Annotated in this window: 11 protein-coding genes; 3 read left to right on the forward strand and 8 right to left on the reverse strand. The window is 35.9% G+C overall.

Annotated elements, in window-relative coordinates:
* Positions 1-6: 6 nt before the first annotated feature.
* The 8 genes from DKG80_RS09355 to DKG80_RS09390 form a co-directional block, all read right to left on the reverse strand.
* Positions 7-1,338 (reverse strand): hypothetical protein, encoded by a 1,332-nt coding sequence (locus DKG80_RS09355; protein ID WP_109831064.1) that lies wholly within the window; start codon positions 1,336-1,338, stop codon positions 7-9.
* Positions 1,339-1,413: 75 nt separating this feature from the next.
* Positions 1,414-1,917, reverse strand: a complete 504-nt coding sequence (locus tag DKG80_RS09360) for a hypothetical protein (protein WP_109831065.1) — start codon at positions 1,915-1,917, stop codon at positions 1,414-1,416.
* Entirely contained in the window at positions 1,917-3,197 is a 1,281-nt protein-coding gene (locus DKG80_RS09365; protein ID WP_109831066.1) for a DUF1565 domain-containing protein, read from the reverse strand. Before DKG80_RS09365 ends, DKG80_RS09360 begins: the two co-directional genes overlap by 1 nt.
* A gap of 87 nt (positions 3,198-3,284) precedes the next feature.
* Positions 3,285-3,506 carry a fibronectin type III domain-containing protein gene (locus DKG80_RS09370; protein WP_109831067.1) on the reverse strand — a complete coding sequence of 74 codons (222 nt, stop codon included), beginning with the start codon at positions 3,504-3,506 and terminating at the stop codon, positions 3,285-3,287.
* Between the two features lie 20 nt (positions 3,507-3,526).
* Positions 3,527-4,057, reverse strand: a complete 531-nt coding sequence (locus DKG80_RS09375) for a hypothetical protein (protein ID WP_109831068.1) — start codon at positions 4,055-4,057, stop codon at positions 3,527-3,529.
* The gene (locus DKG80_RS09380; RefSeq protein WP_109831069.1) at positions 4,057-5,346 is read right to left on the reverse strand and encodes a hypothetical protein; all 1,290 of its coding nucleotides are present in this window, start codon (positions 5,344-5,346) and stop codon (positions 4,057-4,059) included. Before DKG80_RS09380 ends, DKG80_RS09375 begins: the two co-directional genes overlap by 1 nt.
* A gap of 697 nt (positions 5,347-6,043) precedes the next feature.
* Positions 6,044-7,765: a T9SS type A sorting domain-containing protein gene (locus tag DKG80_RS09385; RefSeq protein WP_109831070.1), complete on the reverse strand. Its 1,722-nt coding sequence runs from the start codon at positions 7,763-7,765 to the stop codon at positions 6,044-6,046.
* A 475-nt stretch (positions 7,766-8,240) separates the two neighbouring features.
* On the reverse strand, positions 8,241-8,609 hold the full coding sequence (locus tag DKG80_RS09390; RefSeq protein ID WP_109831071.1) for a hypothetical protein: 369 nt from the start codon (positions 8,607-8,609) through the stop codon (positions 8,241-8,243).
* Positions 8,610-9,270: 661 nt separating this feature from the next.
* Between DKG80_RS09390 and DKG80_RS09400 the strand changes: the two genes are divergently transcribed.
* The 3 genes from DKG80_RS09400 (at position 9,271) to DKG80_RS09410 (ending at position 13,339) form a co-directional block, all read left to right on the forward strand.
* Positions 9,271-9,585: a hypothetical protein gene (locus tag DKG80_RS09400; protein WP_109831073.1), complete on the forward strand. Its 315-nt coding sequence runs from the start codon at positions 9,271-9,273 to the stop codon at positions 9,583-9,585.
* 501 nt (positions 9,586-10,086) lie between these two features.
* Positions 10,087-10,779: an ABC transporter ATP-binding protein gene (locus DKG80_RS09405; protein ID WP_109831074.1), complete on the forward strand. Its 693-nt coding sequence runs from the start codon at positions 10,087-10,089 to the stop codon at positions 10,777-10,779.
* A 46-nt stretch (positions 10,780-10,825) separates the two neighbouring features.
* Positions 10,826-13,339, forward strand: coding sequence for a TonB-dependent siderophore receptor (locus tag DKG80_RS09410; protein WP_109831075.1), 2,514 nt, complete (start codon positions 10,826-10,828; stop codon positions 13,337-13,339).
* The last annotated feature ends 3 nt before the right edge of the window (positions 13,340-13,342 follow it).

The following is a 13,342-nucleotide window of genomic DNA, read 5'->3' on the forward strand; positions in this document are numbered from 1 at the left end:
TAAGTTTTAGAAAGAATCATCAAAATCATTTCTAACCACTAAAGCAATTTTTATGCTTCTTAAAACAATATCTTGAAGTCCTATAGGTAGAAAACCAGATTCGCCAGTAGACCTTCCAGTGCCATCTAATTGCATTTTGGTGCCATATCTGAAAGTTCTCCAAGAGCCATTGAATACACCATCATTACCAGCCCATTGTGCTTCAAATTCTAGTCTATTTGGATTTACTTTCGAATTATCCGAATCTGGCACATTATTCATGAAGTCTAAAATGGCATTGAGTCTGACTATAGGGCTTTTTACTAAAAAACCAATATCAAAAGTATATTCAGTTCTACCTTCTTGATATCCATTTGATACCTTCATTTCTGAATTTACCCAGTCTTGACCAATAGATAAATCAGGTTCAGGAGCAGTTGATTCATTTAACAAAATTCCTTCACTGACATTAGCAATGTTGGAGCCTCCTATTCCTTGTCCTATAGCCGGAGAGTTGGAGTGTACAACAAACTCTCTTTTGTTAGGGTCACCTTTAAAGAGTATTGGGGAACTTGTACTGAAGGGTAATAAATTTGGAAATGCTGATTTTAAAGCCGATAGATCAGAGTATGTGTCGGATTGATATGTTATAGGACATTCGATAATGCAGTGACTACTGTTGTCAAATGTATTGAAATTCCCATCTTGATTATTCTCAATTAGTTTAGAACCAGAATCAAAATAGCCATTTATTATAGCCTTACCAGAGGCAAAAGTTGAATTTATAGATAAGATGTCTTTATGAACCTTTTCAATATTTTGCGATAAGTTGAAAGACTCGTCAGAGCAATCTATTATGCTGTTTATAATCTTTAAATTTGTAAATGATAAATTATTTGAACTTGTTCCTTTTCTAAGTGTCATTTTAAGGTTTCTGAATTCGCAATTTTGAAAACTGCAGTTGATGTTGCCATTTCCAGTTTTATTAAAAAGATAGTCCCAATTGTCAAAAACAATGCTCTCGAAGAAGGTCCAATATTGTTGCGTACCTCCCAATGAACTTAATTGGTCTCCCTTAAATATTACTTCTCCGTCTCCTATATGTCGAGTTCCTACATTGGAGGCATGTCCAGACATTTGAGATGGTGTATATTCTCCTTCTCCAATAATTACAGTTTGATTTCTAAGTAAATTAATACTTATAAATGACCATGCTCTATCTAAAGTTAGCCAGGGATTGTCCATAGAGCCATCACCAGTTAAATCATTACCGCTTTTAGAAACGAAAAAATGATTACCTAAAGGTGTTGCACCACTCGGGTCTGTATCTAAATCTTTACCTATACTAAATTCATTCATTTTATTTATTGTTAGTTGTTTGACTTAAATCAAGCGCTTCTGATTCTGTCTAGAAGCTTTGATAGTGTAAGTGTCTTATACTCGAATTGTTAATTCTTTTGAATAGCAATTTTGGCTTTGGTTCATGATTCGATACACAATTGTTTTGTTTAAAAAACTGTATGTCTCACTAAGAGTGTTTATTCCGTCATAAGAGATGATCATTTTAAAATCACTGTTAATTGCCTTAATCTGATAAAAACCCGCCTTGCCTAGGGGGAATTTTACTATTCCATTAACTGATTCTTTAGAGTCTAATAATTGACTTCCTTGATATAGCTCTAGACGCGTATCTATACTGGAACCAACCCCGTTGATAATTCTAACTATCAGATCGAAAGGTATAGTAATAGCTAGGCCATAGTTTTTTGATTTGACAGAATCTATCTTAACTGAAAGTCCATAATTTATTGATCTAACAGAGTCTGTTTTAACTGAAAGTCCATAATTTCTAGACTTGACTGAGTCAACCCTTATTGATAAACCGTTATTCTTTGATTTAATAGAGGGTGTGGAAATGCTTAGTCCAAAGTATGGCATTATAAGTTAATTAAGTCATTTGCAACCTTAAGAAACCACATATCAATTTTCACTGCGGTAGCCCAATCAAATCCATCTTCACCAGTGCTTTTCCCTGTTCCATCGAGCATTGGTGTCATTCCTGCAATAAATTTTTTCCATTCTCCATTTAGTATACCGTCTTGCACTGCCCACTGAGCTTCATAGATGATATGAAAATCATTGGTGTTAGAGTCGGGGACATTATTTTCAAAGTCCAAAAGAGCATTGAAATCAATAACGGGATTAACTCTTCTTCCAAAAGATAATACCTGACTCTCTCTTCTAGAGGCTTGTTGGTTATCTGTGATAGTTAGTGAGCCGTCTATATAGCTGTTGTTAGTTGCTAGATCTGGGGATATTCCCCATTCACTAGAAGTGTCATTGAGAAGAAAGCCTTCCGAAACATTTCCAATATTGGAGTGGTTCAACCCAGATAGAAGTAGAGGTGAGTTTGATTCGACAATATTATGTTCATATTGAAAAGGATCTCCCTTAAATAAAGGATCGGTATCAAAACAATTTGGAAAATAATTATTAGCCCTAGGTGTTCCCATATCGTCTATGTTACATCCATAAAAACAGCAGTGTGAAATTTTAGGTGCTCCTATCTCAGAGCCTAATATTGTAAGGTTAGAGTTGGAGTTGAAGTAATTATTTAATAGGCTATATCTGGTTCCTGAAGGGTTATTAGTAGACGTATTTTCAATACTCAATGGTGAATTATGAAACTGATTTAGTGTTACTACTTTTGGTGAATGACTTTTATTACTCAGTAGTACAGGGGTGTTTAAAAAAACATTTCCTGTAATATTAAATCCTATCGAAGCGTTGCCATTTGTTGTTTCGTAAAGATAGGTGTTTTCATACCTGCAGTTGACACTTCTTAGTGATGGGAGGTATGCTGATAATCTTATTCTTTCGTAGCCCAAAAAGTGTATTCCTTCAAAGTCTAATAACCTTGCATTTTCTACCAGCTTTTGAGAGCTGTTTCCAGATAATATTACCATCCCATCTGCTTTGAGTTTGATGCTTCCATTGACAACTGGGCTAGAAAGGTCATGTTCTTCATACCGTCCAGTTGCTATGATGCCGGTATGGCCATTAGGCGAATTTGCTAAAGCTCTCTTGATAGTCTTGTAAGGTAATTGTGGACTGCCATCCGCAGTAGAGTCATTACCAATTTTGTTACATACAAAGTATGTGTCTGAGAAAGGGATTCCAGTAATTTTATCTATCCCTTCTTTAAATCCATTTATCATTTTGTTTCAGGTTTTTTTATCAATTTGAATTTAACTGGTAAGGCTGGAAGGAATGTTGAAACAATACTTATGTAGAGTTTTGTTGTTTTAATCTTTGAAAGTAGTATCCGAGAAAGTCTTTTCGTTTACAGCAGTAGTGCCAATTGTGCTCCAATTCTCATCATCAATTTTTCGTTGTATTTCAAATGATAATCCATCAAGACCTTCCCAAGTAAGTTCTATTTGGTCTAGTGTGATGGAGGTTGCTCTTAAGTTTTTAATCTTGTTTGGGTTATTTCCGCTTAACAACCCTAGTTTCCAATTTCTCATTACTTTTTAATCTATTGATTCTAAATATGTATTGCCAATTCTCCTGAGTATGTGTCCTGAGTGGGATCCTTGACTCGGTAAACTATTGTTTTGTTTAGATAGGTATATGTCTCAGCAATGTTGTTTGCTCCATCATAGTGGATGCTCATTTTTATATCACTATCAGTAATTTTGATTTTATATTCTCCAGCTTCAGGAAGCGCAAAAGTCATTATTCCATTCTCAGTAAATTTGGAAAATAGCAATGCCTCTGCTTTGTAGATTTCTATTTGAGCAGGGTGTAATAAGCCATTTTCATTTACTATGTTGACAAGTAGATTCGCTACAAATACTGTTGATAGTCCTGAAAAAGATTTGAGTACCGTATCCTCTTTTTTTCTTTCAAGTGAAATACCGGAAAAACCTTTGGTGACTACATGGGTATTGTTGATAACTGATAAGCTTGTAAAGCCTTTAGTTACTACTGAAGAATCATTGATCTTTGATACACCTGTTGAATTTTTAATGACCTTGTTAGAGTCATTTATGTGCGATATGCCAGTCCAACCCATTATCCTTTGATCAATAGTCTGACTTTATAATAATTGGCTGGAACCTTAGAAAAATTTCGTCTATCGAATTCTAGTTCTGCATTTGACTTTCCTGACAAATCAGTACTTGGAGATATATTCCATTTGAATTCTTTAAAGTCTGGTTGATATATTCTATCAGCAAATGCCCAGTTTAGAAATAGCCTTATCTGCTTTGGATTAGTAAATCCGTCTTTGATGAATGTGCCTAAATAAGTCGTTCCTCCCAAATCTACCTCTGGTAGGTTCAGCCATTGGTCTGAGCCGCTATTATTGACTATTTCACCTAGTCCATTTATGGATAAGTTTGGGTGGTTAGATATTGCAATGTCTAATTCACTCACTCCTTGGTGCCAAGTTTGATCAATGATTTTTGATCCACCTATATTTTCATTAAAAGGAAGGGCTGTAGAAGGAAGACCTTTAAATGCATTAGGACTATTTCTCTGAATATTGAAATTCATTCCGTTAGGATTGATCATCAAAGGATCTTCAGAGAAGCATTTGTTAAACTTGCTTGAAACTGTTTCTATGGCTGACTCTAAATCGGTATAAGTAGTGTCATCTATAGTGATGGATGATCTGATATTGTTGTTTATCAAAGTCCTGCCTGACGAAGCCACTTCTAAAGAGCTATTCTCATCAAAGTAGCAAGATTGGATATGCGTTTGATTTTTTTTTAATGGAGAATTGATGTAAATGCAGTTGTAGTCTCCCGATACATAGTACTTATGTCCTAATAAAGATATATTTCTAGTTTCAGTGGCATCTGGTAGATCAATTTCACTGTTAATGAATAGGCAGTTATCAAAAGTTACACTTAGCACATTAGCTCCTCGTTTTCCTGAAATAGGAGCATTGATAAATTTACAGTTCGTAAAAATTGGATACCTAGAGCCATTGGTATGGCTGCGATATGCGTATTCAAAGTCCTTGAATGTAATCCCATCGCAGACAAAGTAGTAGTGAGTATCGAAAAGTCGGTTTGTTCCTGTTCCTCTGACAACTACTTGGCCGTCTGCGATAAATACAACTTGATGACTTTCCCAGCCAGTTTCAAAATATTCTCCTTCTAAAATTATAAATCTAGTTGTATTAGCTTGAGCCAATGTCAAAGCGGCATTGATTGTCTTGTAAGGTGTGTTTGGATTGGTACCATCTGTGGTGGCGTCATTGCCATTTTCTCCGTCAATGAAAACATGATCGCTTAAAGGAGTTTCACCCGTTGGATCTAGAATAAGATCTAGCCCTTTACTGAATCGATGTGGCATATTGCTTTATTTATTAATTAGAATTTAAAAAAAAATCTGTAGGTGATATTGATTGGCTTTTAAAATATTGATGTCCAATATAATCTTAGGAAGGAGGCTTGATTTTGTACTATGCTAAGTGTGGTCAATCTGTAGTGATTGATGAATGAAATGCTCACAGACAGAAAAGGAACACTCAGAACTGAGGGTTGTATTTTCTAGAATTGACCTATTGGATATTGTGTGAGGTAGAAAAGGTGTGGTAGAATTGGTGGCTATTAAACTATAGTTGCAACAAGTCTTTTTGCTGGCACTTGTTGAATTGTGCTTTGGTAGGATCATTAAATTTTTCATTAGAAGATTATATGGTTAAAAGATAACTTGAGCTTGTAAACTATAAAAAAATCTTAAAAATTGTCTCAATGGAAAGGAAAAACTAAGTGTTAGTTTTTTGATACTAATACTCAAAGAAGTTTTGATCTATTAACTCTTAAGAGATATTTTAGAATTGTTGTCTTCTAGTGTTGCTATTTTTTTGTGAGATTCAAATTTTCGCTACCTAAGCGTTTTTCTGGCTATAAGCATGTTGAAATATGAAGCAGTGTATTTGTTCTCATTTCAACATGCTTGTGAGATTGGAAATATTTGATTTGAGGCACATATTTCAATAGTAAATTCAACTTATCAAAATACTCACTCGAACTTCAAATCACTAGATCTATTGTTTCAGAACTTTGATCTGTATTGTCTCATCGAAGGAGGATATCTTAATAAAGTAAACGCCATCAGCTTGCTTGGATAAGTCTATTTCTATTTTTTCTCCAGTGAACGCTGAGCTCTGTATTTTCTGCCCATGGATATTTAGTACAGATATTTTTCCAGAGAAGACCTTGTCAAAACTGACAATGGTCTTTCCTTCGATTAATGGGTTAGGATAGACCGAAATATCGTTGAAATCGTCTTCTGCTATATAGGTTATTTCCAATACTTCAATGGTAAAACTCTGCTCGGAGGTACCTCCATTTGTGTCTGATATTTTTAAAACAACGTCATGTGAACCAATGTTGTCCACTGTTGGAGTGCCTGTTAAAGTTGCTTCTTTCGAGATCTGTCGTACTGTATGATCGGAAAAATCTGCTACATATACATTACCTGAAGCATCCACATCAATCCCTGCAGGGAATATAAATTCTGCAGAGCCTGCTACTCCATCAGTTGAGCCAGATCCTCCACTGCCGGCAAGTGTAGAAACTACTCCGGCTGATGTAATTTTTCTGATTCGTCTGTTTGTGAATTCGGTTACATAGATGTTGCCTGACTTATCCAGTGCAATCTCAAAGGGAGAGGCGAATTTTGCACTTGTGCCAGTGCCATCTAGGTAGCCTGAGGTACCATCTCCAGCAAAAGTTGATACATCTCCTGAGGTATTTATTTTTCTGATGCAGTGATTTAGCCGGTCGCTCACAAAAACATTTCCAGACTCGTCTACTGCTATTCCATACGGCTCATTGAATTGGGCAGTAGAAGCTGCACCGTCTTGATATCCCTCTACACCTGAACCTGCATGAGTGGTAACTACTCCAGCTGGAGTTATTTTTCTTACACGGTTGTTTTCTTGATCTCCTACATACAAATTGCCAGATTTATCAAAAGCCAATCCACTAGGTGAGAAGAACTGAGCATCTGTGCCTGTGTCATCTTTATACCCAATCGTGCTACCTGCAAACGTAGTAACAACTCCAGCAGGAGTTATCTTTCGTATTCTATGATTACCAGTTTCAGATACGTATAAATTTCCAGAAGCATCTATGGCAAGACCTCTAGGGGTATTGAATTCAGCTGCTGTACCTGTACCATCTGTACTGCCTGCTACTCCACTGCCTGCAAAAGTGGAGACTTCTCCATTAGCAGTTACTTTTCTTATCAGGTGTGATTTGCTGTCCGATACAAATAGATTTCCGGAGTCATCTACTACTACGCTTATTGGAGCATTGAATTGCGCTGATGAACCTGTTCCGTCAGTAGAGCCAGCCGTGCCATTACCAGCTAGGGTACTAACGATTGTTGATACATTCAATGATAGCCAGTTAGGCAAGGTAGGTGCGGAATAGCTGTCAAAGTCTCCATCTGTGTCATTTATGGTGATTTTGTAGTTGTATTCATTTCCAGCTTTTACACTTGTTATAGCTGTAGAAGTAAAGGTTGGAGCTGTATTAGCTACCGCTAATAGGTCGACTTTATTTACTGTCTCTAATTCATCTCTATCTATTGCTGCTGAGGTAAGCTGGTTTGCAGAAATATGAAAAGAAAATGAAGTGAAAAAAACTAACACCAGAACTTTTACTAGAGCTAGCTTATTGGTCAAATATTGAAATAATAGAGAAGATAGCTTCTGCTGAAATAGTGGCAGATCATTTTTTAAGGTAAATCTTAAATTCATACGATTTTAAACTGATTTTAACTTTGTAAAATAATGAAAATAGCCAGTTGTTGAATAGTGCATGTATCACATTGCTGTTTCCATGCGGGCTGGCAAAATAGTCTAAAATACTGTCTGCTAGCAGTTTTAGGAGTTCTTTTTTGCCTTAAATAGGTTTGTTGGTCATGGTGGAGGTTTTTAAGTGAAAAAAGTTTGATTTTTTGAGTGAATTAATCTGTTAAATAACAGTGTTTGTAAAATATTAATTAGCTGTTATTTTGTTGTTCGAGATCCTTGATTTTGATGCTGTTGGCAGAAAGAGCACTGGATTGGCACGTCAAACGAAAATAGTTAAGGTTATTAGCGTTTTGATTGAATCTGCCACTGTTGTAGTAAAACTCACATTTTTCAGTAATATGAGTGTAGTTATTGTTAAATATTGAGATACTAGATAGGAGAGAAGTCAGTGGTCTTTTACAGATTAGTTCTTAATTGCTTAAGATTTACTGTTTTTACACTGTTCTAATTCCGTTTTCAAGTGATCAACCAAATAGCGATATTCTTCCAAGAGTTTTTTCATCTCTTCAATAGTATGATCAGCGTTACCATATTCACCTTCTGGTTCTTGGACTATGCCATTTTCCGAATTTAGTACCATGTTCCCTTGTCCAGTAATGACCCAAGATGGATTAACAAATGGGTATGCTTTAAAGAACCTTTCTAAGACTGGTTCGCTGACACCAGTATTTTTATCAAGAGTGCCATTTGAAATCCCTGTTTCTGAATAAAAGGCCCTCTTGGTGATCTTCTGACTTTCAAGGAAAGTGATTATCCTTTTTTTATAATTTGAGATATTTTTCTTCATTTTTTGGTTAAATAGAAATATGTCTCCATATTAGCTATGTATTTCTACTTGAATATAGGGAAGTGTAGAAATGTAGGCAATGCCTTTTAGTTGTTTAGACCATTTGAGTCGATAAACGGAGTTGTTTTGGAGATGGGAGTAGATAAAATTGGTAGCGGCAGGTTCAGGTTGCCGAAAAAAACGATTGAATTCTTGAATTTAGAGATTTTCAGCCTTGGTTTGAAAAGGAGAAAAATATCTCAATTATCAGATGTTTATTATGATACGATTATAAGGCCCTTTAGAGGAGATACCTATAATATAAGAGTACATGAAGCTATCTGGGAAGAAATCGTACGCTGTAGGCAATCTATTATTAAATCTTCAATACTCTTATTGAAATTCAATGATCAGAAACTAGAACGGTTGAAAATACATAGCCCAAAAACTAATTCCCCAGATTATTCCAACGAGACTTGACTAGCAACTAGAAGATTGAATTCTAATCTCGATTTATGTTGATGGCTATAGGTTTGAATCACTGAAAGGAAGAGTCAGAGCATTGAGAAAAAGTTAAACCTATATGCTATTACGCTAAACTACTCTTGATTGAGTTCTCGCTATAGAAAAGCAGTGATATGGAGAGGGGTTGAAATCAAAATATTCAATAATCAATAATTTTATGAATACTGAAATGCTCAAGCAGATGCTAATAGAGCATAGGCATATTTTATCTGAAATATCTAAGCTACAAAAAGAATCTTGTTGTCAAGGAAAGGTTCTATTTTGGACGGTGCTCCTTAGAGAAAAGGAAAGGAAACTACTAGAACAAGTGCCTGATTTTATTCAAAATGATATTGATCAAGCATTGAGCGCCAAAATCATATATATGGACATGAGTCCGTTGTTTTTGTTTATGATTAGGGATGAGATGATGAGGGTAAATAATTGGGTTGTCAGGCATTGTTCAGACCAGTCTTATCCAAAAACTACTTGATACAGTATTTCTCGGTACAGGTATATAATAATAAATGGCTGAAAATAACCAGTCTATATTTTGCTGTGTAAACGTAGCCTGGTTATTGAATTGTCTGAGTGTATAATTGTTTGTTTTTACTGGTGTTTAAAATATTGTTCTTCAAATAGATTTGTAAGCCATAGAAAATAATTTTTAAAGCGGGTAATCATTAGTTTTTGTTGTTATTTCCGTGTTGCATTAACTATTTGTAATTATTACAAATAGTTAATGCAACAATGTTGCGTAAGTAAAAAAGCTTTGTACCTTCGCGGCTGTCAATCCAATTGAGGAATAAGAGGTATTGTTTCTATAGTTGGTTTGTTGTTGCCTGATAACTATTCTTTCTAGTATTAAAAATCAAAATTCGATCTCTGATGTTTGGCCATATGGGCTTAATATCAATTTGAGTTTCAGATTTTATAAAGGGAATAGTTATACGGTTTGTTCCAATATTTAATAATTACAAAACCTTCTTTCAAGATGTTAGAAGCAAGAAATTTATCAAAAAAATACGGTGATCAGTTGGCTTTGTCTGATTTGAACCTATCTGTTGCTCCTGGAGAAGTGTTTTGTCTTTTAGGTCAAAACGGAGCAGGCAAGACCACTACCATAAATCTATTCTTGGGCTTCATTCAACCTACTAGTGGAATAGTATCAATTGACGGAGTACCTGTTGATTCTAGTGGTGTCACGAATCAGATGATCGCTTACATTCCTGAAGTGGTACAGCTCTATGGCAACATGAATGGATTTGAAAATCTTAAATTTTTTAGTCAGCTGTCAGGGCACCAACATAGTAAAGTAAAGTTGACTGAACTACTTACCAAAGCAGGCTTAAAAGAAGAAGATCATCATAAAAAACTATCAGAGTACTCCAAAGGTATGCGTCAGAAAGTAGGTATTGCTATAGCTCTTTCTAAGGATGCTAAGGCTATTTTTATGGATGAGCCTACCTCTGGATTGGACCCACATGCCACCAATGAGTTTACGACCATCTGTAAAGAGTTAGCTGCTGATGGGAAATCTATTTTTATGGCTACCCATGATATTTTCAACGCAATAAATGTTGGCAATAGAATAGGGATAATGAAAAAAGGAGAGTTGGTTTATACCAATGATACTAAAGATATCAATGCCAACGAAATGCAGGAACTCTACCTAAAAACGGTTTGACAATTAAATGTTGCTCTCGCAACGAATTAACTCAATTATTATAAATATGAAATATCTCTATATACTAGCTTTTCTAGTAATAGCTAATAGTTCTTTTGCTCAGATCAAAGTAAATGGAACGGTGGTAGGTCAAAATGGAGAAGCGATAGTCGGTGTTGTCGTTTCTGCATCTAATGGATCAGAAAATAAGCGAACCATAACTGATTACGATGGTAACTTCGAGATATCGCTTCTAGAAAAAGGTCAATATGAAGTTCAGTTTAGGTTTATAGGTTTCAAGTTACAAACCCAATCGTTCGACTTTGGAAAGCTAGATTCATATAACCTAGGTAAAATAAGTCTTGAAGAAGATGCGATACAACTACAGTCGGTAGAGGTAGTAGGTAGATCTAGAACGGATTATAACAGTGCGTATTCATTCTCAGCTTCTAAAATGGCCATTGAAAACAGAGAGATGCCACAGGCTATTTCTACGATTACCAAGGAATTAATCAGTGATCGTCAGGCATTTCAAATAGCAGATGCGGTGAAGGCTGTGAGTAGTGTGACTTCAACAGGTAGTTACAATCATTTCAACATTAGAGGACTGACACAGTCAGAAGAAGGTCAAGTTATCAATGGTATGCGTACTAGACAATACTACTTTTTACAGCCTATCACATCGAATATCGAAAGGGTAGAAGTAATCAAAGGGCCATCTTCTGTTACTTTCTCGAGTGTAGATCCGGGAGGAACAGTCAATATGGTGACTAAAAAGCCTTTGGCAGAGGATAAGAGAGAAGTATCTATTTCTGCTGGAAGTTTTTCAACTATCAGAGCCACGGCCGATATGACAGGGCCTTTGAACGAATCTAAAACACTGTTGTATCGTTTCAATGCAGGCTTTCAAGAAGCACAGTCCTTTCGTGATGTAGTGCAAAACAACGCATTACTCTTGTCTCCATCTATCAGCTATGTTCCTAATGAAACGACTGCTTTGAATACAGAGATAATTTATAGTAATGAAGTAGGAAACTTAGATAGAGGTCAGCCTACACTAGGCAGCATAGATGGTACAGGTAATTTTGACTTAAACAGTACACCTATATCTATGAATGTGGGTGCGTCAAGTGACTATTATGCTTCAGAGCAGTTTATGATCATGACAAACTTTACCAAGGCCATTACTAGAAATATTGGTTTTAACGCTTCTTACATGAAACAGACATGGAAAGAAGATTTGGCAGAGCATAGAACTACCAATAGTGCAGTAGTAGATAGTTTGGGAAATCCAATTCCTACCTTGATAGCGATGAGATACAATGAGCGTCAACAGTTTTGGGATACAGATAATTTAAGCGCTTATCTCAATTTCGATTTTGAAAGCGGGGCTATCACTAACAAAGTTCTAATCGGGTATGATTTAAACAAATGGAGACGTACTAAGAGAGGTGGTAGAACTGATGCTCGTCGTTATTTGAAAACAGACGGTACTGCTGGTTCTTATGACCCATCTAATCCAGATGCCTACCAATTTGAAACAGTGAATGGAGTGACTGTTCCTGTATCAAATGTTCCTTTCTTTGATTTAGAAAACCCAGATAATGGGACTAGGCTTACTCAGGATTATGTAACTGCAGTAGCTACAATACCTGCGAATTTGACTACTTCACATGGTGCGTACATCCAAGACCAGTTTAAAATAGGTAAGTTTTCAACGTTGTTGAATTTGCGATATGAGTGGTTTGAGGATATCTATGATATAGGTGGAAGTGCCGAAAAGAAACGTACCAATGGTTCTTTCATTCCAAGAATTGGGTTTACCTATGAAGTAACAAAAAATATCAGTGCTTATGCTACTTATCTTAGAGGGGTACAAGCACAAAGTAATACTGTTTCCTTGTCTCCTGCTACTGAAGGATTTTTCTGGGATTTCGGCATACTAGATTCTCCTAACCAGTTTGATCCTATTCAAAGTGAATTGAAGGAAGTAGGGTTTAAAGGACTGTTTTTGAACGGTATACTTCAAGCTAATTTCTCAGCCTATCGCATCAATAAGGAGAATATCATCATTGGTGAGAATGCTTACGATATCAATACCTTGGAGGCTACAGGTGAGATTCAAAGTCAAGGTTTTGAATTTGATGTGTCAGGATATGTTTTACGAAATCTTCAGTTAATCGCTTCTTATGGTTATGTAGATGCTACCATCGAAAATCATTTTGATGAGAATCTGATCGGTGAAAGAACTGGTGGTTCAGCTATTCATACTGCCAACTTCTGGGGTAAGTATGATTTCATAGAAACAATACTAGAAGGATTTGGTATCGGTCTGGGAGCTCAATATAGTGGAGATAAATATACTTGGTATTTCTACGGAGCAGATGATCGAGTAAAGTTACCAGCTTACACTGTTCTAGATGGAGCACTATATTATAGACCCAACAATTCTGACTTGCAGCTAACTCTTAAGGTTAACAACTTAACTGGTGAGAAATATTGGAGTGGAGGATTGAACCAATACAGATTGGCTCCAGGCGCTCCAAGAAACTATTTAATGACTGTAACATATAAATTTTAAATC

The sequence above is a fragment of the Reichenbachiella versicolor genome (assembly GCF_003171675.1).
Lineage (GTDB): Bacteria > Bacteroidota > Bacteroidia > Cytophagales > Cyclobacteriaceae > Reichenbachiella > Reichenbachiella versicolor.